Here is a 24,744-nt window from a genome sequence, read left to right on the forward strand (position 1 = left end):
TAACTTCTGTGAATATTTTTGAAAATAACTTCTCCTCGGTATAACCGGTCTCCTTTTAAAGAGTTTGCAAAACGCTTTAGCTTAACCAATTCTATTGAAAAGCTGTTCCCGGCCTTAATCGATAAAAAAAACAGCGAAAAAATCGCTGTCCACTGCAACTGCTCACTACATCCACAAAAATACTTTTCCTCAATCCTATTAAAACAATCGTCCTTATTGGCCAGATTAGTTTTCCACTTGTGCAAAACTCGCTTGCTTGGTCATTTGGTAGATCGGCACTAATTGTTTATAAGTATCCACCATATAGGCTTGGGCTGCTTCAGGATCTTGCCATAATGGATCGTCTTTTTTGATGATTCGCCCAACTTGAAATTCACCCTTTTTCACATCTCGGAACCGTTTCAACAGCTTTTCTGTATTTTCTGGTGACAGCTCCATAATGTTCGGCTTCGTATGATCGCCAGACAAAACAAAATCTGGTGATAACGCAGTAAAGAGTTTTTGGTTATCTAATAGGCTCTGGGCGATTGCTTGTTCATTTTTTGGCTGATCGATGCAAGACAGCCACATGAAAACATAGTCTGGCCAGATCCCTAATTGAAAATGCGGCTCCATCTTATAGCCGCGTTTTTGTCGGCTTAACGCCGACCACGTATTTTCAGGTGGGTTGGTCGTGCGGCGACGATGTTGCGCGATGTGGATAAATAATTTTTCAGCTAACAACGGCTCCAAGACCTGTTGAAAAACTTCATTTAATTGTTGAAAAGTCGGTTGGATCTCTTTTCGGATTTTCGCCATTCGTTGATCTAATCCAGCTACTTCAAAAACTTTAAAACTTTCTTCGGTAAACAATAATACAGCCCCCTCGTTTTCAGTAATCGCTCATCGTTAGTATATCAGCTAACGAAGCAAACAACTATTCGAAAAATTCACAAAAAAAGTTGCAAACTTTTTTATTTTTAAAGAAATTATTTCCCTCTCCTTGTTAAATCAAGTATATTATAGGTAGGAATTTGGTTAGTAATGAATCAGAAATTTATTTCTGAGGAGGGTGAAACGAATGATTTCAGACGCCATTGGGTTCGAAAAAAAATTTCGTTTAAAAGAAGACAAAAAATTTGAACACTACAAAATCATGCTCCCAAAGCTGCGGGAAAATGATTTAATGATAAAAATCGCCGCTATTTCTATCAGTACGCTAGACACGCAGATCAGACAGCACATCAAAGGACCAAAAAAACCTTATATCCTTGGCTTCGGTGGTGTTGGCATCATCACCCGCATGGGCAGTAACCATCCCCATTTGAATGTCGGTGATCGGGTGCTGTATGTGAACAAGGTAGGAAAATACGGAAGCTACAGTAATTTTCAGATCGTCGATGGGCGTTCCGTCGTGAAATTACCTGACTCTTTTCCCACAGATGAAGCCGCCGCTTTTTCTTATAGTTTTTTCCTAGCCTTTGAGGTACTGTTCAAGCAATTAAAATTAACTCCTAAGCCCGGAAAAAATCAGGGGAATTTATTAATTTTGAACACTTCTGACGGACTAGGGGCAACGATTATTCAGCTAGCAAAGTGGGCGGGGTTGAATGTCGCCGCTACTATCGACAAAAATAATTCTGAGATCTGGATCAAGAATATGGGGGCCGACACGGTCTTTTCTCAATCCACCAATCTTTCGCAGGAATTGAGTGCAGCAGAGCTGACACCGATCGATTATGTCATCAACCTAGATACGGAAAAAGAAAAAAGCTTTGATCAATTAGGAGAATTTAAAGACTCCGCCAAGATCTTGTTACTGCATTTCGTGAAAAGAAAATACAAAGACCTCGACCCTGATTTTCTAAATTTTTATTGCGAGGAATTTTTAGATACGGCCTTCGCCAGTGATGAAGGCATCAATTATTCCCGTGAAATTATGGAGCTCTTAGTTTATATGTGGGAAAAGAAACTGTTGCGATCGATTCTGACCGCGCAATTAAATGGTTTCTCCGATAAAAATTTTTACGGTGCCCACAAATTGATTGAAAACAATCCCAACTTCCGCCACCTTGTCTTAGTGAATGAATAAAATCTCGTTTTCCAAAACGAGATTTTTTATGTTGTCTTTTAGAGTGTCAAGCCGAACTAACCCTCCTTTCATACCCATTAACCTCCTCAATTTTCAAAATTTTTTTGGCCTAACGACTAAAACGTTTTTTATTCACATTATAATTCGGAAATTTCCTATTTTTTGGAGTTAACATTTGCTAATTCAACGAAATGGTATTAAGATATAAACTGAAATTTTCATTTACATTTTCATTTCAAAAAAATTAGGAGGTTTTTATGGATTATTCACTGACTACTCGCTTAGCGGCTGAGTTTTTAGGGACTGCTCTGTTGGTTATGTTAGGAAACGGTGCAGTTGCCAATGTTGATTTGAAAGGAACAAAAGGTTACGGTAGTGACTGGATGTTGATTGCTGTGGGTTATGGATGTGGGGTTATGATTCCTGCAATGATGTTCGGTGGTATTAGCGGTAACCACATCAACCCAGCGTTTACGATTGGTTTAGCAGTTAGTGGCATGTTCCCTTGGTCTGAAGTTCTTCCTTACATCGCTGTTCAAATTATTGGTGCGATGGTAGGTCAATTGATCGTTGTTGCGTGTTACAAACCTTATTACGATCAAACAGAAGATACCTTACATGTTTTAGGAACATTTTCTACGATCAACAGTGTGGGTTCTAAATTTAACGGATTCGTGAATGAGTTCTTTGGTTCATTCATTTTATTCTTAGGAGCTTTAGGAATCACCAAAGCGCCTTTCTTCCAAAATAATTTAGGAACGGCTCACTTAGCTCTAGGTTTCTTAGTATGGACATTGGTTGCTTCCTTTGGGGGACCAACTGGACCGGGATTAAATCCAGCTCGTGACTTAGGTCCGCGTATTATGCACGCGTTATTACCATTGAAACACAAAGGCGATTCACAATGGAGTTATTCTTGGGTGCCCGTATGTGCACCTATCTTAGCTTCCATCGTTGCCGTCGCTTTATATAAATTCTTATTTATCTAAGAGAGGTATCGTTTACTCGTAAAACCAGGCCACTGACATCTTATTGTCAGCCGCCTGGTTTTTTGTTTTTCTATTTTCATTAATGTTCTGCTTTAGCATCCTGCTTGCTCTTTTTGATCGCTGGCTTTTTTTCCAGATCGATCGTCCACGGATCGGTAAAGACTATTAGCCGCTCCTCCGCTTCTTTATGCTTGATTGGCTTAATTTCGAGGCTGCGGGGTTCTTCAGCTGAATTGTGTTGAGCTGCTTGCTGAGTGGTCGTTAGCGGGTCGATAAAATCAGTTGGTGGAATCGGCGGGATAACATCGTATTTACTCATCGTAGGGCCTCCAAACAAAAGTTGTTAGAATCAGTATACTCACATTTTAGTGCTCCAGCAAATTCTTCTCTCAGTAGTCTCAATAAGAAAGGCTTTCACGAACTCCCTCAGCTTTTTACCAGTTTTTCTGCTCACTTGATTGAGAGTAGAAAAATGGTAGGCTTAACGACAATCAGAATCATTTTTCGTTTTCTTGGAAAAATGATTCCCTAATTAGGAGTCAGCTGAGCAATCAGACCAAACTTTTGATAAATGACTGAGAAACACAAAGTTCTAACTTTGATGTTGAACAGTTCCTACTTGGTGCTGCTCAAATTTCGCAATCGTTTGGCTTATTGCCGATAAAGCTAGTTCGCGAAGCCAGACATGAACATGCCTGCTGTAAAGTGATTTATTCATGTTGAAAATTTTATCCTTTCTTTATAGTTAAAAAACAAAAAACCGTGCTTGGAATAAATTCCAAACACGGTTCTCCCAGTATCAAATAAAATTTGATAGAAAGGTTCTTCGTCCACTAAGCTTCTTTCCGACACGCCTGAAATCCGACAAGTGACATACGTCTTGTGCCTCTGGATCGAAGGATCATAAATTACAGATCCGCTCGACTCGTCGCATGAGACACACTATAGCACATCGACAAGGCTTTTACCATTTATTTTTGATTTTGTTGATAGATCGCTTCAGTGATTGCCACCGTCTGTAGTGTTAACTCTTTTGTTACCACTGGACTTTGCAGCAATCCTTGCTCTAAGCACTGATTGACATGTTCCACTTCAAAAACAAACTCACTCGCTTGCTGACTGTGTAGTTTTTCCGTTTCTCCATTTTCATACTGAACTTCTGCATGGTCCGTCTTCCAAAAATCCGGTATCACGATCTTACCTTTTTCACCATAAACAATCATTTGTTTCGTTAAGTCCAATTCCACCGTTAGAAAAATCGTACCGATTACACCATCAGGAAATCCCAATGTTACTTGTGCTTGCGCGTCAGATTGTCCTGCTGGAAAATACAAGGTTCCCTGCGCATTTGGCACAGTATCTAGCAAGTGCTGCATATATTCTAATGGATAGGTCCCCGCTCCTCTTAAAACACCGCCACCGGCACTCAAATCACGAAACCACGAGATATGATCGATATTCGGATAGGCAGTGACTGAATCCAGCCAACGGACTGTTCCGATTTTTCCTTGTTGGATCACTTCTTTTACTTGTTGGGTGATCGGCAAAAACAATGACTTTTGCGCTTCCATCAGAAATAACTGACGCTCCTCGGCTAAGGCAAATAGTTCATCCGCTTGCGCCAATGTCATCGTAAAGGGTTTTTCTAACAACACATGCTTATTATTCATTAACGCCAGCTTAGCCGCTTCATAGTGGCCTTTATTGTAGACTGCAATATATACGATATCTACTTCAGCACTTTGGCACAAGGCTTCATAACTGCCAAACGCATTAGGGATATTTAATTCTTCCGCCATTTTTTGAGCTTTCTCCAAGCCGCGAGAGGCGATCGCCGTTACGATCCCATCTTTACTTTCTTTCACCCCTGCAACAAAACGGGGAACAACTTGAGCCGTACTTAAAACACCATAACGAATCATTTCATTTCCTCCTAAATAAAAAGCCCCTCATCACTTTCTCGATTAGTGAATCAACCAGAAACAGTCTGAGGCGCTTTTTTTAATTAAAATCGGGCCAAGGTCTTGTCTAACACGAACAGACAAACATAGCCATATGAAGCGACCGACCATAGTTTGAAGATCATAATGATCTGAACATATTCTCTGAAAGACAAATCCGTCATCCCAGCTACCAGACAAGTCAGATCATCTGGCAAAAATGGGAAAATGAAGCAGACAATCAATAATCGCTTAATATCTTGGGTATGGGTTTGTAAGGTGGTCTCGAATTTATCAAAATTTTTCTCCGACAACACCAGCCGGGCAAAGCGCGGGCCGAAGCGTCGAACCAATAAAAATAAACCAATCTCACCAATTACTAAACCGATGTAGCTATATAGAATGCCAGGAATATTCCCGAACATCAGCATCCCCACGATCGTCGCAAATCCACCGGGTAAAAAAGGAATAATCGGCTGGATCGCCTGAACGATCACGAAGGCAAAAATAGCAAAGCTGCCAAAGCTCTTAATAAAATGCTGCAAATCAGACACCGAGCTGAACATGCCCGAATGACGGATATAAATCAATATAAAAACAAACGTCGCTAAGCCGATAACCGGCAAGACTTGAATCATCTTTTGATGCCACGACGGTCCGTGTTTCGTTTTCTGCTCCATCCTTTCCCTCCTAACCGGTTAGCTGAGTCGCTATTGATAAAATTCGCCGATTTGATCCACATACGGCAATGATTCTCTCAGAGGATAGACGACAAAATCATGCATCATGCCTTCGACGATTTCTAAACGCATCGTGGTCCCCTGACTGCGCTTGATTCGCTCTTGCAGCCGTAGAACATCGGGATACAAAATTTCATCCGTTCCCGCTACAACTAATAATTCTCCAAGGTCATCAAAGCTGCCGTAGATCGGCGAAACCAGCGGATCCGTCAAAGACAATTCGCCCGCATAATTTTCGCCGGCCTCAGCCAAGAGATCTTTTTCTAATAGTACATCTTTTTCTTGAAGTTCCTGTGAACGTGGGTCACTTAATGACGCATCCAGCCACGGAGAGGCTAGCGCGATTTTTTTCGGTCGCTTCGGCAAATCGATATTCCGCAAATGCTGCGCTAAGCTCATCGCCAAGCCGCCACCAGCGGAGTCCCCGAATAAACAAAACTCGTCGTCAGGATAGAGATACGCCAATTGCTGAAAGGCTTTCTCCGTCAAAGGGACCGTTTTTTCCGCCGTATTTTCCGGCGCCAAAGGATAATCAAAATAACTTACTTTTAAATTATAACGCTTCACAAAGCGTTCTTGTATTTCTTTATGAAAAGGAGAGGCTTCTAAGGCATAACCGCCACCATGAAGATAAAACACATGACGTTTGGTGGGATGCGCAGGAAATAACGTAATCAGCTGATGCCCAGCGATTTCAGCTATTTTTTGCGGAATATCGGTTTGAGAAAGCTGCCGACTGATCAAGCGGCGTCGCTTAGGAGGATCGACCATCGTCGCCCCTACCAGTTTTTTCATATTGATTACTTTAAAGACATTTTTTACAAATTTCGCTGAATAACGCATCGCCATCTCCTTATTCAAATTCATCTCAGATTGGGTGTTGAAAAATAAGTTTTAGTTATTTGTTCCCGTTTCTTTCATTTAACTAGAGTGTACAGGAATTTGTTCCTTTTTTCATTTTTTATGCAACGACTCGTCTGAATTCGACTTGCCCAAAATCAAAAAAGCAGGACCAATGATTATGGCATGGGGGGCCGATTTTATGATGATCTTAACTAAACGAACACGCCTTTTCATGCTACAATAGACAGGTGGATCATCGTAGTCTGCTTCTAAAGCATAACGGAATCTGAAGGAGGTGTCCACAATCACAAAACCAAATCGCGAATACCTGTATGATAATATTCGCGGCATTTTGATTCTACTTGTCGTCTTAGGACACGCCTTGGAATACTTTCGTTTAGATAACAAGGTGGGTGAATTTATGTATGTCTTCATCTATCTGTTTCACATGCCAGTATTTATTTTTATTTCCGGCTACTTCTCGAAAAATTTAGCCAAAGGCCGAGCCACCGCGGTCGAGACTTTTCTCGTCCCGTACCTGCTCTTGAACCTGATCCTGTCCTTCATCATGTTGGCGATTGGAAAAATTGATGAATTTATGATCTTGAGCCCAGGTTGGACGCTTTGGTATTTATATTGTATGTTTATCTGGCGTTTATTGCTACCAGACCTAGTGAAAGTTCGGCGAATCTTAATTATAAGTTTCATTATTGGTATTTTTTCCGGTTTTCTGAGCGAATTTGGAACGTACATGGCGATGGCACGAACTTTAGGCTTCTTGCCTTATTTTTTAGCCGGTTATTTTATGGATCGGATTTTGTTGGAAAAAATCCATCGTTTACGCTGGCGTAAATTTTTCAGTATCGGAATTATTTTATCTGGATTAGGAATCGCTTACTTTTGGGTCCAGACGGATCTGCCAGCCGAGATCTTGTGGCGGGATCGTTCCTTCTTACTATTCAAATTGCCGTTGTATCAAAATATTTTAAATAGTGTTCTTTTGTACTTGGTGGGCTTCGCCTTTGTTTTTGTTTTTATCAGCTTGGCAGCGCCTAAGCCGCACTTCTTTACTTCCTGGGGCCAAAAAACGCTGGCGATCTACTTACTGCATGTGTATTTAGTCGCTCCTTTAGTGCAACTGACCCAAGCAGTAAACAATCCCCTGCTGCATTTGATTTTATTAGTCGCTGGGACTTTCTTGATTCTGTATTTATTGTCTCGACCAAAAGTCACCACGACCTTGCAAAAAACACTCTCCCGAATTTTACATTTTATTATGCCAAATGGCTGAGACTACTTGTCCCAGCCATTTTTCTTTTTATTCAAATTATTTTAGTCAAAGCTACTTTCAGTTAAACAAGCTGTATAGATTGCTTTGACCGCCGCTTCATTCAATGGGACAAAAGCATCGGTTTTGATCGTGCTGTGAGCCACCGCTTGCTTGGCCATCTCATCAAATTTTTCTTCTTCGATACCAACTTCTGGCAAGGTCATAGGAATTCCGCAAGCCTTGAAGTAGTCGTATAATTTTTGAATCCCCATGCGCGCCGCCATCATTGGAACACGTTCCTCTACGCCCCAGACGTTCCAAGCAAAGCTAGCAAACTTATCAACTGTTTCATCATTCAAGGCATATTCCATCCAGCGAGGGGTCAAGATCGCTAAGCCGACACCATGAGTGATATCGTAAAAGGCACTCAATTCATGCTCCATCGGATGACACGACCAAGCGCCGGGTTTGCCGTTACCCGTCAAGCCGTTCAAGGCTAACGTGCTGGCCCACATCAAGTTCGCCCGGGCATCGTAATCTTCAGGATATTTCAAAGCGATTGGACAATTTTTGATAACCGAACGCATTAAACCTTCAGAAACAGAATCTTGAACGTCGGTTCCTTCTGTCCGTTTGAAATAATTTTCGATCAAATGACTCATGATATCTGCTGACCCCGCCGCTGTTTGATACTTATTGACGCTGAATGTATTTTGCGGATCTAAGAAAGAAACTTTTGGCAACATCGCTTTACTACCGGTACCTAGCTTTTGATGAGTGGCAAGGTTTGAGATCACGGCTCCACTGTTCATTTCACTCCCAGTCGCAGCTAAAGTCAAAATCGTCACTAACGGTAGTGCGCCACCTGTATATTTCCGACGTTGCAACACAAGATCCCACGCATCGCCGTCAAATTTTGCCGCCGCCGCAACTACTTTGGCACAATCAATCGTTGACCCACCACCGACAGCAAGAACCACATCGACCTTTTCTTTACGACAAATGTCTGCCCCGCGGCGGACCGTTTCCACTCGCGGATTGGGCTCGACACCGGCTAATTCAAAGACTTCGTTGCCATTGGCTTTCAGCTGCTCCATTACTTTATCGTACAAACCGATTTTTTTGATACTGCCGCCACCATAAACGATCAGAACCTTTTTCCCAAATTGGTTCAAGACCTCTGGTAATTCCGCTAAACGGTCTTTCCCAAAACGAATATCCGTCGTTACATGAAAATCAAAATTCTCCATTGCTATTTTCCTCCTCAATTCACTCTATCTATTTATCATAAGCCAAAGTTTTTCAGAATGAAACTAACTTCCCTTTTATTCACTGAAATTGTCTGCAAAAAAATCCGTAATCTGATCCATTGTCGCAATCTCTACAAAGTGCCGCTCCTGTGCACTGACAAAGGTAATATTGTTCTGCTGATTGGCTTGAATAAAATCCGCCGTATGGGCATAAGGGATTTTTTCATCCTCTGTTCCATGCCAGAAAAATAATGGGCGACCTGCCACTTTTTCCGGTGCTAACGATAAATCATACTCATTAAGCCACGAAGTCAACTGGCGATAATCCGGCGGTAAATAAAAACCGAGCTCACTGGCATGCTGATTGATACGTTCACGATATTTGATTGGCGCCGGCGAACCCATCACACAAGCCGCGACATCAATCTCCGGATGTTGCGTCAACAGCATACAAGTCGTGATCCCACCCATCGAGATGCCGCCAACACCAATTTTCCCCATGACCAAGCCAAGATTTTCAAAATAATCTACCAAGAAACCAAACTCATAGAGATTCGTTTGGATACTGTCCCAAAAAGTCAACGAAGGAATCTCCGAAGTTTTTGTTTTACGCTCCCCATGATTCGCCGCATCCGGCAATAATACGCGAAAATTCTGCGCGGCTAATTTCCGACCTTGAGTCAGCACCAGTTCTTTGGCCGTTTGCCAGCCATGATAATAAATAATCAGTGGCAGCGGCTCATAGACTTTGTCCTCGGCAACGACCTCTAATAAGGGAATATTGCCTATCAAGCGCTTCCGAATTTTTATTTTCATCATCAACCTCCCAATAGAACACAGCGTAATCAATCATTCCTATTCTAGCATGAAAGCACAAATTAAAGCTTTGATGAGCATGTTCTAGACAAAGATCATAAAAAAAGCATTAAGAACCTGAAAAGGTCTTAATGCTTCTTAAGAGTAACTAACTAAATCAGACTATTTATTTTTATAGCGACGATAGCCGACGATTACTATGGTAGCTAAAATTAAAATTCCTAAAATAATCATGCTATAGTTTTTAACATCATTTGTTTGCGGAAGCTTTCTCGTTTCCTTAGCATCGTTTATTACAGAGTTTACTGATTTTATTGAATGGTTCGAATTTTTAGATTGCGGTTTATTCGTTGGTTTTTTTGGCTTTTCAGGTACTAGTTGATTGATGAATTTACCTGATTCAACAATTTCCGGCGCATCTTCTGCCTGAGATTGGATAACAAATTTTTTCACTTCGTTGCTTAATTGATATCCCTTTGGCGCTTCCGTTTCAACAAATTGGTAGTTGCCAGGTGCTAAATCGGTAGCTAGAACGACTCCGATCTTGCTACTAATTAAATTCTTTTGGACACCTGCTTTTAATACTTTGCCCTGAGCATCTAATTGATCTACCCGGAAAAGCGCTCCAGCTAAATGATTACCTTGTTCATCTTGCTTAATTAGTTGCGCACTCCCTTGGTAATTAACAAAGTTATCACTTGCTACTATTGTTTTAGGTTTATCAGTAGTTTCAGTTTCGATTGTAAATGAAACTTTTTTAGTATTCAGAATATAGCCACTTGGTGCTTTCGTTTCAACAAATTGATAGTCTCCAGGAGCTAAATGATTCGCTGCTACTACACCAACTTTATCTGAGACTAACTTGGTTTGTACTTCTTTACCCTTTGTATCAATCACTTTAAACTCAGCTCCAGCTAAGGCATTGCCTTTTTCATCTTTTTTGATTAATTGGGCACTTCCTTGGTAATTAACAAAGTTATCACTTGCCACTACAACTGCTGGTTTATCCTTAGATTCGGTTTTTATTGTAAATAAAACCTTTTTAGTATTCAGAATATAGCCTTTTGGTGCTTTTGTTTCGACAAATCGATACTTGCCGGGCGCTAAATTATGAACTTTTACTACACCTTTTTTATTTGAAATTAAATCTTTTTGAATCGTATCCCCTTGTTTATCAATCACTTTAAACTCAGCACCCGCTAAGACGTTGCCTTGGGCATCCTTTTTAATTAATTGGGCGCTTCCTTGGTAATTGATAAAGTCAGCATCAGCTAAAACAACTGTAGGTTGTTCTTTAGATTCAGCTTCAATGACAAAGGGAGTAGCCGCGCTATTTAGAACATAACCTTTCGGCGCTTTTGTTTCGACAAATCGATACTTGCCGGGTGCTAAATTATGAATTTTTACTATACCCTTTTCATTCGAAATTAAATCTTTTTGAATTATATGACCTCGTTTATCAATCACTTTAAATTCAGCACCCGCTAAGGCATTGCCTTGGGCATCCTTTTTGATTAATTCAGCGCTTCCTTGGTAGTTGATGAAGTCAGCGCTAGCTACCACAACGGTGGGTTTATTCTTAGACTCAGTTTCAATAACAAATGGGACTGAAGTGTTATTCAAAATATAGCCTTTAGGAGCTTGCGTTTCGACAAATCGATACTTGCCAGGCGCTAAATTATGAACTTTTACTACACCTTTTTTATTTGAAATTAAATCTTTTTGAATTGTATTCCCTTGTTTATCAGTCACTTTAAACTCAGCACCAGCTAAGGCATTGCCTTGGGCATCCTTTTTAATTAATTGGGCGCTTCCTTGGTAATTGATAAAGTCAGCATCAGCTAAAACAACTGTAGGTTTGTCTTTAGATTCAGCTTCAATGACAAAGGGCACAGCGGCACTATTCAAAATATAACCTGCAGGGGCTTTTGTTTCAATAAATCGATAGTTGCCAGGCGCTAAATTCTCTACCTCTACAACACCATCTTTAGTCGATACTAAATCTTCTTGTATCGTCTTATTTTGCTCATCGATTACTTTAAACTCAGCACCAGCTAAGGCGTTGCCTTGGGCATCCTTTTTAATTAATTGGGCGCTTCCTTTATAATTGATAAAGTCAGCACTGGCTATCACAACTGTAGGTTTGTCCCTAGATTCAGCTTCAATGACAAAGGGCACATCGGTACTATTCAAAATATAACCTGCGGGGGCTTTTGTTTCAACAAATCGATAGTTGCCAGGCGCTAAATTTTCTACCTCTACAACACCATCTTTAGTCGAAACAAGTTTTTCTTGAACCGTCTGACTCTTCTCATCGATTACTTTAAACTCAGCGCCCGCTAAAGCATTACCCTGATCATCTTTTTTGATTAATTCAGCGCTTCCTTGGTAATTGATTTTTGTCCCAAGATCAATCATCGGAATGATTCCATTCTCTTGTTGTTTCACTTCGAATTCGATTACCTTATTATCTAAGATATAATCGTTTGGAGCCTTAATTTCAACAATCTGATAGTTACCAGGAGCAAGTTTTTCAATGGTTACTGTTCCTGTTTTGTCAGAAACTAACCGTTCATAACCTGAAATAACCTTACCTTTACTGTCTAATACTTCAAATACTGCACCAGCCAATGGATTTTTTTGTCTTTGCCCTGACGCATTTACCGTTTCTCCAGACTTATGCAGAATGACCTTTGTCGGTTGATTAATAATTTTTTGTGGTGCAAATGTCGTTGTTTCTGTATCCTTCTTAATCGTTACCTTTTTCCCAATTGCTAATTCATCACTGATAGTGTATCCAGCAGGTGCTTTTGTTTCTATTAATAAATAATCGGCAACTCGTAAGTTTCCTAATTTTATTTCACCTTTCGCATCGGTATCTCCTTCGCGAACTAACTTATCTTTTTGTCCATCTTTTGTAATTGTCCAAAGCTGCAAGTGTGCATTAGCTAGTTTTTCCCCAGCCTCATTTTGTTTTTGGAAGAGAACAGAACCTTTTGATCCTTCTGCTGTTCCTGAATGGTTGATAACAGCAACATTTTTTTCTACATCATCAGTATAAGTCTTTTCGTTTATTCCTTTAATGTGCGCTTGGTTAGTTGCTTCGTCTTGAGCCTTATCTGACGTAATCAGTGCTCTATACTCAATCACATACGATGTTTCAATCTGCTTTAGAAACTTAACAGTGATTATTTGCGCACCCGTTTCGTTATTTGTTTGAATGGCTAATTGATAATCGATTCCTTCCATCAACACGGTATTCGGATCTTTTGCTATGTTTCCAGCCTTATCAACTATTGTCCCATAAACTTTGACATCGTCTGCTGCTACATATTGGTTTGCTGAAGGTTCATCGGTCACTTCAACATCCTTCATTGTTGACTGAGAACTATTTACTGTCACGCGCCATTTCACATAGCTACTGTCACTAGAATCTTGCTCGCCGTCCTTCTCAACCAATTCACCCGCATGTGCAGGAGTTACACTAGCATCTAGATTGTGTGATATCCCCTCGTTGGTAAAAGTTGCTGAATTTTTATATTCTTTTTGGTCAATGATTTCTCCTATTAAGCTAGTATCAAACACAAAGACGTATGCTTTAGTACTGCCAGTCGGAAGTTTTACTTCAATTTTGGGATTATCTTTTGTCGGCTCAGTGATTTTCCCAGATGTTTCCTCTCCAAGAGTATAAGAACCATCTTTATTAATAGTAGCTTCATACAATTTTCCACTTCCTGCGACATAATTTTGTGGAGTAGTAATTGGATCAACAATCGAAGAATCTTGGAGTTTTTGCTGATTATAGTTCACAGCGACTGTCCAAGTAATTTTCTTAGTCGTTGCGTTGTATTCTCCTGATTTTTGTCCATTGTATTTAAAGGCTGGTAGAGGGTCAAACGGCTTATCGGAACTATTTGAATGATTACCACCACTTTTGTCTTTCCAAGTCATCGATGCCTTGTTTTTAAATTTTATATCACCTTCATGACCGTTTCCTGGATCGATCACACTGGTATCAAACACAGTCTTATATTTGATTTGATATTTATGATCTGTTCCCTTTGCTAATGGATCCTTAAAACTAAGTTTGAATCCTGTTGCTGTTTGTGTGAAAATATATTCACTTGAAGTTAAAACACGATTATTATCACTGCGATCAATTAATTGGAAACTACCATTCACTAAAGTTAGACCGTCTGAAAAAATATCTTCCAGCTCCCAGTTTTCCATCCAATAACCTGCATTATTAATATCAATTTTCCATGGAATCTCACGTTTAGCATAATCAATAGGTCCATCAAAACCCTTTACGATTCCTTGCTGTTCTGCGGTTCCACCAGATGAAGAATGATCATCCGTATCCGTCTCTACTGAATTACTGATTTTCGTTGGATCATCCACATACCCAGTAACTTTTGTTAGATAATCAATACGAACAGCGTAATCAATATCTTTCAAAAATTTTATTGTAAATTTTTGAGGATTTGATAGATCCTGAATCAACTCGTAATCTTCACCGGCTTTTAATAGAGCGCCCTGTACCTCTTTACCATTCTTATCAAATGTGATTCGATAAAGTTGTGTACTATTATCAACTAATCTTAATGCCTCACTCATTGTATCTGTAACAGTCGTTCCGGCAGGACGTTTTTTTTCATTATAATTATACTGAATACTCCATTTATATTCTTGATTTTGCCCTGTTGAAGTAGGTCCCTTTTTGGTGATGGGAGCCTTATATTCAGCAGCGACAGTAGCTGACGCATCCGTTTTAGCGGTGCCGTCGTCTAAAGTTGCTTTATTGGTAAACTTGACACTTCCACCTTTGTCCGGTTTCTTGTCCTCATCAATCTTAGTAGTATAAACAACTTGAAAAGCCTGATTCGTTTCTGCATAGCTATTGATAAATGTGATTGTCCCTGCAGCATTTACCGTATAATCCTTTCCTTCCACCAAAGGATGCTCTTTATCAACACTAGTTATTTTCCCCTCCCGATCAACCGTTTCAGGGTAAACAATAGCTGTTTTAAAAGTGGTTCCTTCCGGCATTGGATCGGTCAACATGGCATTTTTCATCATATTCAATGGGCGATTAATGTTAATCTCCCAGATCACTTCATCTGGATTTGGTGTCTTATCAAAATGTCCCGCCTTATCAATTGCTTGATCATATTTTGGCCGAATATGAATAGTGGATGGAGGAAAATTTTCTTCAGTTGGTGTATCAATAGTTATTTCTCCTGGTTCCGTTGTTTTATCAAATTTTGCATCATAATCAAAAGTTCCCTTTATATCATGATCAGTTTCAACCTTTTGATTGAATACAAAATGGACCGTACCGTCTTCAGATATCGTGTACGTCCCGTAATCACCAAGTTTGCCTGAACCGGGTTGTATGGTTACACCATTGGGTAATTTAAAGTCAAAATAATCTCCCGCTTTTAATTGTGACAAAATATCTTCAGGAATACTCCATTTATAAGAAATATGCACGTGGGCATCAATAGGAACATTCTTTTGATCTGGATAAAGTTTGCCGTTTTCATCAAAATACTCAATTTTTGCGTTGTCAATCAAGGTAGCTGGTGCAATTCCTGCTTGTGTTAATAATCCACGAATATCTTGTGGCTCTGAACTACGCGTTTTCGTGGTACTTTTAATTTTTGCTGGAATTTTTTCTGCTGATTGGTTTTCTTGGACGCCATCACTTGAAACAGTATTTGAAGTAATTTCAGAAGATTCACTCGTTATTTCTGAAGTCTGATCAGATTCTTTCTTAGTATAATCAGTAGTATCAGTCGTAGAGGATTCCACTAGTTCAGATGAAGAAGTTTCTTTAGTGGATTCAATAGTTGGCAGTTCAGCATTTAAATTCTGCTGATTGGTTTGAACAGTTAACTCAGTAGCTTCTTCAAGATCTTTCGCTGCAAAGGTTAGTTTTAATTCAAGTGTCTGGCCTGCATTCGGGTCAACCTTCATTTCAATCTGATTCTTATTTGCAATATATTCAACATTCGTCGGTTCGGCCGAATTTACAGCTTGAATATTTTGGATATTTGCTCCTTCATTAAAAGTTAGTGTCTGCGTTTGAGATTGCTCAGTGCTGTTAATTTGCAGATCTAAGATCGCCTCTAGCGTTGCTGGATCTCGATTAGTCACCTTTAGCTGTGCTAACTGAACCGGCTCTTTCGTTTCTGTTGCCAATGCCACTATTGGGGTAATATACTGTAAAAAAATTAGTAGGCACATGAAACTAAACATCATTTTTGAGATTTGTTTTTTATACATGGTGTTTCCGTCCTCTTTTCTTATCGTTCATTTATATTTAATAATTCAATATGTGAACTCATTTTAAAGAAAAAGAGTTTTTATTTGTGGTAATTAGAGCATCGATAATCCTTATTTTTTCATGTCGAGTTAAAAAAAATGGATTAATTAATTTTAAAAACAAAAAAGCAGCCCTCATTTAGGAGCTGCTTTTTTTACTGACTAATTCCAAGTGAATTTTTTGATTGATTAAATAAGAAAAACTATCCTCATGTTTCTTAAATTTAAAAATAAGCTGTCGGCCTTTTTGGCTAAACGTTCCATAATCTTTCAAGCCATTAACAGAAGTCGAACTAGCACGTTCTAGACTGAGTTCTTTCGGCAGTACATTGGTTAAAACTAACTCTTCTGTCTCTAAAATATCTGTTCTAAAATCAATATTAATAGTCCAAATCAATTCATTTTCTTCAGCAGGTAATACCGTTTGTGTCTGCTGATTTACTAACTCTTTGATTTGGGAGGTTTCCAGTTGTGAATTTTGAATAATTATTTGCTGAGTAGAATGGTCCTTATTTAAAATTACTCGATAGCGTTTCGGATTTTTGACAAATCCGACAGAAGCCTCCGTTTGATGAACTATATATTCTCCATAAGGTAAGTCTAACTGACCACGGCCATCTGGACCCAGGCGCAGTTGATACTGTGATTTTTTACCTTCAGAATAGATCATAAATTTACTGTTTCCTAACAACGAACCTTGCATATCATGATTCACTATAGTAAGTAGGCCCTTTTCTTGAGTATTTTGCAGCATATTTCTTTTAGCTGTACCGACTATAGAAGGAAAGTGACTTAGCCCTCTGACTGTTTTAGCTTGACTGGTAACAGTTTCTGGCTCTCCTACGATAGAATTGGCTGGATCTTTATTTGTGTGAGTAGTCTCTTTTTCATTTTCTATTTTTTTTGTCTGATTTGATGCTGCTTTTCGTCTATTCGTAAGTGTCAACGTCATTTCAGGGCTTTGCAAATTGAAGCTCCTAGTTTGCTCAACTTCTTGATATCCGGTCAAAAAGCTGGTTTGTTCAAGCACGTACTGGCCATAAGGAAGATCAGCTACTTTGAATTTCCCCTGTTCATCTGTTTTGACAGTAGTGACTACCTTCCCTGTTTGATCTTTCAAAACGAATGCTACAGCTGCTATTGGTTGAGTCACTTTTTTTTGATCGACTACATTTACCAATAATGTTCCTTTATTAATGATTTTAGTGTTTTCAATTATTATCTCTTGATTCGGTTCATTTAACGCGATTTTCTGATTGTTCGTTCCTATGTACCCATTAGGCGCTCTTTTTTGAACTATTTGGTAATTTCCATAAGGAACTTGAGAAAATCCTTCTACTCCAAGCGCTTCAGTTGTGCTATTTACTTCAGTCTGCGTATCATCGTTTCGTAACACAAACATCGATCCGGAAAGTGGCTGATGACTCACCGAGTCTCTCACTAAAATTTTTAACTTCCCGAATAATTCTTTTTGATTTGTCACAGCGACTGCCTGATTCCTATGATCTTTATCCAAGGTAAGGTCATATCTCTCAGCATCTTTGATATAGCCCGCCGGGACTGATTTCTCTATGAAATAGTAACTACCAAAGGGCAATTCTTCCACTTTAATTTTTCCATCATCATCAGTCATTAATTCTGATAATAATTGATCATCGGCTCCATATAAATAGAAAACAGCATCTTTAATCGCCTGCCCAATTTGATCCTTCAATTGTAAAACGATACTCCCTTTTGTATCTGCTTCATCCTTCGATGAATATTCGAACTGATCAATTCTGAATTGCTGTTTGTTCGAATTGCCACCAGTTGATGCGCTCATTGCTAATGAATAAGCTTCAATTGTATTTGGGACAGTGGTTTGCCAAAATAATGGTCCTTCTTCGCTTTGATATGTAACTGAAAATTCTTTTGTTTGACCATTATAAATAACTGAAAAATCATGGAATACTTCACCTGATTCAGATACCGCGTTTTTGCCTAAATATTGGATACTGTCTTTATCCGTCTCAGCAGAATAAGGAGGAATACTTCCCGTTCTGACAAATGCACCAAATGGATGATCACGACCTTCGGTAGGATCGGTTTGATTCCAATAAGTATCTAATTTGAATCCTAATGCATTCGATAAGCCACCAATGCCGATACTTTCTCCGATTTCTCCTATCTCAGACGACTTTCCTGTGTGAAAAGCTACACCGATTCCGTCAGCTCCGCCTTGAGAATCTAATTTATTTCCTAAGTTTACTGCGCCCTTCAAAGAAAAAGAACCTGCTAAATCAATACGATCATTTAAAGTAAAATTGCCTACTTGATTTTGTTGATCTTGAGTTAGGGTTACAATCCCTGTTGTCTGTTCATAACTCGCTGTACCATGCAAAGAAAAATGATCTAAAAAAGTATCCTTGGTAACTGTCACCGCATTGTCGCTTACCTTTAAACTATGAGGAATAGTTGCCGCAACAGGCGTACTGAAATAAAAACTAACTAAACTAAAAATTACAAATACAGCTATAGACTTTTTATTCATTGCCGGCCTCCCTCACTGTAAAAGTTATTTTATTTGGATTTACTTCGTAATCAGCCGCTGCCTTTATTTGTATCAACTTATATGTACCAACTGCTAAATCAGCTAAAACGATTCTGCCATATATATCACTCTGCGGTTTCGCAATTTTCTTTGAATCCTGCGTAAGTATGAAGCTGGTCTTAGGCAAGACCGTCCCTCTTTCTACGTCTCGAACCGTGACGATTACAGTGTCATTTTTTCTTTGATTAAAGAAAGTTAAATGCTGCTGTTTTTTAGTCAAATCAATCGCTTGAGGTTGCGAATTCGCATGGTACCCGGCAGGGGCTTTCAGTTGCTCCACTGTATAGTACTGCTTGGTTAAATCAGTTAAAATCAGTTGTCCCCTTTGATTTGTTCTTCGCTCTGTTTTATTTCCTTCGGCATCTGTTAGACGGTAGACGGCTCCCGGCAGTGCTTCTCCAGTTGTCTTATCAAATGTTTGAATTCCAGACTTTCCTTTTGGTAACCCTTTTTCCAAGCGATTAATTAGTACTTTAGCAGTATTTGACTGTATGTTTCCTGCGTCTAAAGTTAAGTTGCTTTTATTGGAAATTACTTTGGCCTTCGAAAGTTTAACATGGGGTCCACTTGGATTATTTACACCAAAACCTAAAAGTGGTGCTGTTAAAATAATTCCGCAGGTTATGAATAAAAGCCCGATCCCCAATAATTGTTTCATTCGTTGCCTCTCCTCTCCCCGTAGACCAAATTACCGCTGAATTTAGCCATTTGAATTCCCAACTGACTATGATTTTCTCCGTTTCCACCTGTTGTTGTTTGGCTTTGCATTATCGCTAGCCGATTTTCGATCGACAAAAGTTTATCATGTTTTCGTTTATTATAGACGTCAATATTTTTTCCATTCTGCTCTATTTTTGCTACTCGATAGCCCTCTATTTGTGTTATATCTTCAAATATAGCCAAATCTTGATTCCAAGGGATTTCTGACAATAAAATTGTTTGATAAAGACAGGCAGCGATTAACATACTGCCTGTTAAGTATTTACTTAATTTCACTTTTCTTTCCTCACTTTTACCACGGTATCACCAAAAAACATCCAGTCTTCATCTGAGGGTGGATTCTTCCAGATAATTTGTCGGCAAACAAGTTTATCTACCATAAAGTCTGAAATATAAATTTGGGTTTGATTGTTTACTTTCTTCTGAATCTCTACGTTTAAGCTACGAAATGATTGAATATTTTGAGCAATGAACTCGCTATAAGCCCGTCCCTTAGAAAAATCGACACAAACAAATACCTTATCTTTGACAAATACCGGTGGAATCGACGAGATAATAGTAAAGAGATAATCATAGTACAAGTTATTTTCATTCGTTTGTGGCAATCGCTGATGAGTAATCTTCGCTAATTTTTGCGCACACATATGAAATTGTGGGTAGGATTCTGCAAAATAGACAATTTGGTCTTTAGAAATAAAAGTCGTTTGTGTATAACTTGAACAATCCAATTTGAAGTTGATCAACAATAACTCCATTTTCAACTTTTCAGCGATACAGTCTATTTCGGTTGTCGGGACATCTTCGAATGTAATTTGATCAAATACAAAAGTAACCTGTTGGTTCGTAATATCCATTAACTCCGTATGCTCAATCAAAACATCTTGGTACTCTGATAAAGGTAAGCATTCTTCTGCCAATAAAAAGCGAAATAGCCAAACATTCTCATCATGTAAAATTGCTTGTGGCAGCTGGTATTCTTGGGTTACTTTCTTTAAGTACAAAGGGAAATCTCCAAGTATTTGATGGATAACATTCATATTAAGAATAGCTTCCTTAATTATGATAAATCGTTTTTGTTTCCATCGAATTAGTACAATCCCTAGAAATAATTCTAGTTTAATTAAACGTGTTAATATCCGTTCAATATGAAAAACGCTACGGATTAGTTCGATATATGAACGAATTTCTGTCTGTAGTTCTTGAGGAAACGGCGACTCAATCCCGTTAAAAAAATAATAATAGACTTCAAATAGTAAATTACGGACTGCTGTCTCATCACCACGTAATTCACTATCGCCTACCTTCACACCTGCACTACGTACAATTTTCCCTAAATTATTCTTAATTAAATAGGCCTTTGAACGGCTCAAAAAATTTTTTTGGGCAAACTTTTCTGCTGAAGTCCCATAGAGAACCAATTCTTGAAAAAAAATGAATGTCTCTGATGCTTTTACATATTTAAGACGTAGTTGTCGAATGACCTCATTTGTTAAATGGACGATTTCGATTTCCCCTCTGGCTAACCGATGTAGTCGCGTATCTTCAGTCTCACCTAAATCTTTTTCCAATTCAGTCAAATAATTATTCAATTTAAATTTGGAAATACCCAAAAATTCTATCAATAAATCACTTGAAATAAATTGCCCTTTTCGTAAATCAAATATTTGTAAAATATTTAATCGATATCGAGCAGACTCATCCAAGAATTCCATTAAATTAATTGTCATTGTTTTCTCCATGATATTATTAACGCTATTATAAACATCCCAACATTTATTTTTGTCAATCTAAATTAGAAATTATCCTTTTTATTTATAAAAAAATAAAAAAACATGGACTTTTCACCATTATATACAAATTACAAATAATCTCAAAAAAAGGAAGCCTCTTCTAATTCAGAGGCTTCCTTTTCAAACTATTTTTTTCATTAGCTTTTAATAACAATATTTAACCAATCAATGTTTCCAACCCGACATACATCATATCTTTGAACGTGTTTTGACGTTCTTCAGACGTAGTTTCTTCACCTGTGATCATGTGGTCGCTAACAGTCATGATACCAAGCGCTTGAACGTTGAACTTCGCACCTAAATAGTACAAAATCGCCGCTTCCATTTCCACACCCATCACACCGTATTCAGCCAATTTGAAGGTAGAATCCATATCATCCTTATAGAAGGTATCTTCTGATAAAACATTCCCTACATGAGTGGCGAAACCTTTTTCTTTCGCCACTTCATAAGCCTTCAGCATCAAATCAAAATCCGCAATCGGCGCAAAATGGAAATCTGGAAAATGCTTTTTCACCATCGATGAACTAGTCACTGCTCCTTGAGCAATAATCAAATCACGAACATGAACATCTTTTGATAAAGCACCACACGTTCCTACGCGAATTAATTTCTTCACACCATAGGATTGGATTAATTCTTGCGCATAAATTCCAGCAGACGGCATTCCCATTCCCGTTCCTTGGACAGATACTCGTTCCCCTTTATAGGTTCCAGTGAAGCCTAACATGCCTCGCACATTGTTGTAGCATTTCGCATCTTCTAAAAAATTCTCCGCGATAAATTTCGCCCGCAACGGATCTCCCGGTAACAAAATTTTATCTGCAATTTCCCCTTGCTTCGCTTCAATATGAACGCTCATTTTTTTTCCTCCTATTTCGTACTTAATGTATTCATTCTTGTTTCTTCTATCTAACTATAACACTGCTAGTGTTTCTTTAATCAATTTCTTGAAGTCTTCTTTGACCCGTTCGGTCGTTTCGACGACTTCTGCATGGTTCAAGTTGGCTTGCATGCCTGCCGCCAAGTTGGTAATGCACGAAATTCCCAGCACTTTCATACCGCTGTGCGCTGCTACAATAACTTCCGGTACGGTTGACATACCAACTGCATCTGCCCCTAAGACCCGCGCCATCCGAATTTCTGCTGGTGTCTCATACGTTGGACCAGTGAAGCCCATGTAGACCCCCTCTTTTAAATCAAGCGTCAATTTTTTCGCCGCTTCTCGTGCTTTTGCTTGATAATCTTTTGTATAGGCCGCACTCATATCCGGGAAGCGTGGTCCCATATTTTCATCGTTTGGTCCGATTAATGGATTCGTTCCCATGAAGTTGATATGATCGGTGATCAGCATCAAATTGCCTGGTTGGAAACCTTCATTTACGCCGCCAGCGGCATTGGTCACGATGACTGAATGAATTCCTAATCCTGCCATCACACGAACCGGATAAGTCACCGTTTCCATTGGGTTGCCTTCATAGTAATGAAAGCGTCCTTGCATCGCTAAAACTTTTTGTCCTGCAAGTGTTCCGTAAACCAATTGACCCGCGTGGCCTATTACTGTAGAAACTGGAAAATGAGGGATCTCATTGTAAGGGATCACCACTGGATTTTCGATTTCTTCTGCTAGTTCCCCTAGACCTGAGCCTAAGATTAAACCAAACGCAACATCAGCTACGCCTTTGTCTTGAATATAGCTGGCTGTTTGTTGAATTTTATCCTGTAAGTCTGTCATAAAGTCCTCCTAGTTCGTTTTAAAGAATTCATTTTTCAAAAAGTGAAAAATGAGTTTGATGCTCACCACGTATAGCATTCCGCTAAACTACGTTAATCTATTAAGAGCTAACCCTAAGTTTAGTAATTGATTTTCCTACGCATACCATTCTACTAGTCTTGCTAAAGCAAGAAGTAAAACTGGTAAAAGCGGAACTGACATCCTAGTTCGTTTTAAAGGATTCATTTATCAAAAAATGAAAAATGAGTTTAGTGTTCACCATCTCAAGCATTTTGCTAAACTGCACCAATTTAATAAGAGTTGGCTCTTATTTTAAAAGTTTTAAGAAGCTTTCGCCATTTTCGGTTGCTGGGACGTCAAAATTTTCTGCGATCGTTGCTGCGATATCTGAGTAATAGCCTTGTGGCAATTTGCCTTGAGCCGCCATTTTTTTGCTATAAACTAAGAACGGCACATATTCACGGGTATGATCGGTTCCGGTAAAGGTTGGATCATTTCCATGGTCAGCGGTGATCATCAACAAATCGTCCTCTTGCATCGCATCCAAAATTTCTGGGATTCGTAAATCGAATTCTTCGATTGCGTGGGCATAACCAACGACATCGCGACGATGACCGAACAACGCGTCAAAATCAACTAAGTTCGTAAAACTTAAGCCAGTGAAATCTTCTTTCATCACATTCAGTAATTGATCGACACCGTCCATATTGCTCTTTGTCCGAACAGCGGCAGTGATTCCTTGACCGTTGAAAATATCATTGATCTTCCCTACAGCAATGACGTCTTTGCCATTGTCCTTCAATGAATCCAAGACAGTTTTGCCAAATGGATCAAGAGCATAGTCATGACGATTGCTAGTCCGAGTAAAGTTGCCAGGTTCTCCAACATACGGACGAGCAATGATCCGACCGATCATATATGGATCGTCCTTCGTAATATCACGCACATATTGGCAAATCTTATATAACTCTTCTAACGGGATGATTTCTTCATGAGCCGCGATCTGCAATACTGGATCAGCCGATGTATAGATGATCAAGTCGCCGGTCTTCATTTGCTCTTCCCCAAAATCTTTAATAACTTCTGTCCCGCTATAAGGCTTATTCGCTCCCATAATAATACCACGACCAGAAAATTCCGTAATTTTGTCTAACAACTCTTGTGGGAATCCTTCAGGGAATACACGGAAAGGCGTTTGGATATTTAATCCAGCAATCTCCCAATGTCCCGTCATCGTATCTTTGCCGACAGAAATTTCTTCTAGCTTCGTCGCATAACCATCATGATCTGCAACATCTTGCACACCGGCTAATGGACGAATCGTTCCCAAACCTAATTGTTCTAAATGTGGGATCGTCAATCCAGCCTCTTTTGCAATGTGGCCTAACGTATCTGATCCAACGTCTCCAAATTTATCAGCATCCGGTGCTTCCCCGATACCAACTGAATCCATAACGACTAAGTGAATGCGCTTAAACATTTCTATTCCCTCTTTCTATTAATTTATATCTAATGAGCCAATTGAAACCCGCCCATAATCTAACTACGTTACATTTTATAAAATGGTAATCCCAGCTCCAGTATATTGGGTTCTTAAGTTTCCGTAAACTGAAAGCTATTGTGGTTTAGCCTCTGGAAAATTATTTCTACAATTTTTTTAAAT

The 24,744-nt window shown here is 39.1% G+C and carries 18 protein-coding genes; 3 read left to right on the top strand and 15 right to left on the bottom strand.

Annotated elements, in window-relative coordinates:
• Positions 1-225: 225 nt before the first annotated feature.
• Positions 226-852 (bottom strand): DUF1054 domain-containing protein, encoded by a 627-nt coding sequence (locus IGI54_RS11005; protein ID WP_430620710.1) that lies wholly within the window; start codon positions 850-852, stop codon positions 226-228.
• 208 nt (positions 853-1,060) lie between these two features.
• Here IGI54_RS11005 and IGI54_RS11010 point away from each other — a divergent pair, with 208 nt between their 5' ends.
• Both IGI54_RS11010 and IGI54_RS11015 read left to right on the top strand, forming a co-directional pair.
• A complete protein-coding gene (locus IGI54_RS11010; protein ID WP_430620711.1) occupies positions 1,061-2,071 on the top strand; it encodes an alcohol dehydrogenase catalytic domain-containing protein in 1,011 nt (336 codons plus the stop codon).
• A 257-nt stretch (positions 2,072-2,328) separates the two neighbouring features.
• Entirely contained in the window at positions 2,329-3,060 is a 732-nt protein-coding gene (locus IGI54_RS11015; protein WP_216430571.1) for an MIP/aquaporin family protein, read from the top strand.
• Between the two features lie 79 nt (positions 3,061-3,139).
• Here IGI54_RS11015 and IGI54_RS11020 read toward each other — a convergent pair whose 3' ends face one another.
• From IGI54_RS11020 to IGI54_RS11035, 4 genes are all read right to left on the bottom strand, one after another.
• Positions 3,140-3,379, bottom strand: a complete 240-nt coding sequence (locus IGI54_RS11020) for a hypothetical protein (RefSeq protein WP_430620712.1) — start codon at positions 3,377-3,379, stop codon at positions 3,140-3,142.
• A gap of 652 nt (positions 3,380-4,031) precedes the next feature.
• Positions 4,032-4,982, bottom strand: coding sequence for a Gfo/Idh/MocA family protein (locus IGI54_RS11025; RefSeq protein ID WP_430620713.1), 951 nt, complete (start codon positions 4,980-4,982; stop codon positions 4,032-4,034).
• Positions 4,983-5,065: 83 nt separating this feature from the next.
• The gene (locus IGI54_RS11030; protein WP_071862953.1) at positions 5,066-5,680 is read right to left on the bottom strand and encodes a TVP38/TMEM64 family protein; all 615 of its coding nucleotides are present in this window, start codon (positions 5,678-5,680) and stop codon (positions 5,066-5,068) included.
• Between the two features lie 30 nt (positions 5,681-5,710).
• Positions 5,711-6,583 carry an alpha/beta hydrolase fold domain-containing protein gene (locus IGI54_RS11035; protein ID WP_071862952.1) on the bottom strand — a complete coding sequence of 291 codons (873 nt, stop codon included), beginning with the start codon at positions 6,581-6,583 and terminating at the stop codon, positions 5,711-5,713.
• A gap of 295 nt (positions 6,584-6,878) precedes the next feature.
• Between IGI54_RS11035 and IGI54_RS11040 the strand changes: the two genes are divergently transcribed.
• Complete coding sequence (locus IGI54_RS11040; protein ID WP_430620714.1) at positions 6,879-7,874, top strand: acyltransferase family protein; 996 nt, start codon at positions 6,879-6,881, stop codon at positions 7,872-7,874.
• A 41-nt stretch (positions 7,875-7,915) separates the two neighbouring features.
• On the opposite strand, the gene IGI54_RS11045 is transcribed toward IGI54_RS11040, so the two are convergent.
• From IGI54_RS11045 to deoB, 10 genes are all read right to left on the bottom strand, one after another.
• On the bottom strand, positions 7,916-9,103 hold the full coding sequence (locus IGI54_RS11045; RefSeq protein WP_430620715.1) for an iron-containing alcohol dehydrogenase: 1,188 nt from the start codon (positions 9,101-9,103) through the stop codon (positions 7,916-7,918).
• Positions 9,104-9,178: 75 nt separating this feature from the next.
• Positions 9,179-9,919: an alpha/beta fold hydrolase gene (locus IGI54_RS11050; RefSeq protein ID WP_071862949.1), complete on the bottom strand. Its 741-nt coding sequence runs from the start codon at positions 9,917-9,919 to the stop codon at positions 9,179-9,181.
• A 162-nt stretch (positions 9,920-10,081) separates the two neighbouring features.
• Complete coding sequence (locus IGI54_RS11055) at positions 10,082-16,129, bottom strand: SpaA isopeptide-forming pilin-related protein (protein WP_430620716.1); 6,048 nt, start codon at positions 16,127-16,129, stop codon at positions 10,082-10,084.
• Positions 16,130-16,385: 256 nt separating this feature from the next.
• Positions 16,386-18,776, bottom strand: coding sequence for a lectin-like domain-containing protein (locus IGI54_RS11060; RefSeq protein ID WP_430620717.1), 2,391 nt, complete (start codon positions 18,774-18,776; stop codon positions 16,386-16,388).
• Positions 18,769-19,494, bottom strand: coding sequence for an MSCRAMM family protein (locus IGI54_RS11065; RefSeq protein WP_071862705.1), 726 nt, complete (start codon positions 19,492-19,494; stop codon positions 18,769-18,771). Before IGI54_RS11065 ends, IGI54_RS11060 begins: the two co-directional genes overlap by 8 nt.
• Positions 19,491-19,832, bottom strand: a complete 342-nt coding sequence (locus IGI54_RS11070) for a hypothetical protein (RefSeq protein WP_216430560.1) — start codon at positions 19,830-19,832, stop codon at positions 19,491-19,493. The genes IGI54_RS11065 and IGI54_RS11070 overlap by 4 nt, the downstream gene beginning before the upstream one ends.
• On the bottom strand, positions 19,829-21,268 hold the full coding sequence (locus tag IGI54_RS11075) for a helix-turn-helix domain-containing protein (protein ID WP_430620718.1): 1,440 nt from the start codon (positions 21,266-21,268) through the stop codon (positions 19,829-19,831). Before IGI54_RS11075 ends, IGI54_RS11070 begins: the two co-directional genes overlap by 4 nt.
• Positions 21,269-21,503: 235 nt before the next feature.
• The gene (deoD, locus tag IGI54_RS11080) at positions 21,504-22,208 is read right to left on the bottom strand and encodes a purine-nucleoside phosphorylase (RefSeq protein ID WP_430620719.1); all 705 of its coding nucleotides are present in this window, start codon (positions 22,206-22,208) and stop codon (positions 21,504-21,506) included.
• A gap of 54 nt (positions 22,209-22,262) precedes the next feature.
• Positions 22,263-23,081 (bottom strand): purine-nucleoside phosphorylase, encoded by an 819-nt coding sequence (locus IGI54_RS11085; protein WP_430620720.1) that lies wholly within the window; start codon positions 23,079-23,081, stop codon positions 22,263-22,265.
• A 307-nt stretch (positions 23,082-23,388) separates the two neighbouring features.
• A complete protein-coding gene (gene deoB, locus IGI54_RS11090) occupies positions 23,389-24,561 on the bottom strand; it encodes a phosphopentomutase (protein WP_430620721.1) in 1,173 nt (390 codons plus the stop codon).
• Positions 24,562-24,744: the final 183 nt, after the last annotated feature.

Origin of the sequence: Enterococcus sp. DIV0800 (assembly GCF_050559735.1) — a bacterium.
GTDB lineage: Bacteria > Bacillota > Bacilli > Lactobacillales > Enterococcaceae > Enterococcus_A > Enterococcus_A devriesei.

Excerpts from the sequence above, each read along its gene's own strand:
- IGI54_RS11010 (WP_430620711.1), top strand. The coding sequence starts at position 1,061 with ATGATTTCAGACGCCATTGGGTTCGAAAAAAAATTTCGTTTAAAAGAA.
- IGI54_RS11015 (WP_216430571.1), top strand. The coding sequence starts at position 2,329 with ATGGATTATTCACTGACTACTCGCTTAGCGGCTGAGTTTTTAGGGACT.
- IGI54_RS11020 (WP_430620712.1), bottom strand. The coding sequence starts at position 3,379 with ATGAGTAAATACGATGTTATCCCGCCGATTCCACCAACTGATTTTATC.
- IGI54_RS11025 (WP_430620713.1), bottom strand. The coding sequence starts at position 4,982 with ATGATTCGTTATGGTGTTTTAAGTACGGCTCAAGTTGTTCCCCGTTTT.
- IGI54_RS11030 (WP_071862953.1), bottom strand. The coding sequence starts at position 5,680 with ATGGAGCAGAAAACGAAACACGGACCGTCGTGGCATCAAAAGATGATT.
- IGI54_RS11035 (WP_071862952.1), bottom strand. The coding sequence starts at position 6,583 with ATGCGTTATTCAGCGAAATTTGTAAAAAATGTCTTTAAAGTAATCAAT.
- IGI54_RS11045 (WP_430620715.1), bottom strand. The coding sequence starts at position 9,103 with ATGGAGAATTTTGATTTTCATGTAACGACGGATATTCGTTTTGGGAAA.
- IGI54_RS11050 (WP_071862949.1), bottom strand. The coding sequence starts at position 9,919 with ATGAAAATAAAAATTCGGAAGCGCTTGATAGGCAATATTCCCTTATTA.
- IGI54_RS11060 (WP_430620717.1), bottom strand. The coding sequence starts at position 18,776 with ATGAATAAAAAGTCTATAGCTGTATTTGTAATTTTTAGTTTAGTTAGT.
- IGI54_RS11065 (WP_071862705.1), bottom strand. The coding sequence starts at position 19,494 with ATGAAACAATTATTGGGGATCGGGCTTTTATTCATAACCTGCGGAATT.
- IGI54_RS11075 (WP_430620718.1), bottom strand. The coding sequence starts at position 21,268 with ATGGAATTCTTGGATGAGTCTGCTCGATATCGATTAAATATTTTACAA.
- deoD (WP_430620719.1), bottom strand. The coding sequence starts at position 22,208 with ATGAGCGTTCATATTGAAGCGAAGCAAGGGGAAATTGCAGATAAAATT.
- IGI54_RS11085 (WP_430620720.1), bottom strand. The coding sequence starts at position 23,081 with ATGACAGACTTACAGGATAAAATTCAACAAACAGCCAGCTATATTCAA.
- deoB (WP_430620721.1), bottom strand. The coding sequence starts at position 24,561 with ATGTTTAAGCGCATTCACTTAGTCGTTATGGATTCAGTTGGTATCGGG.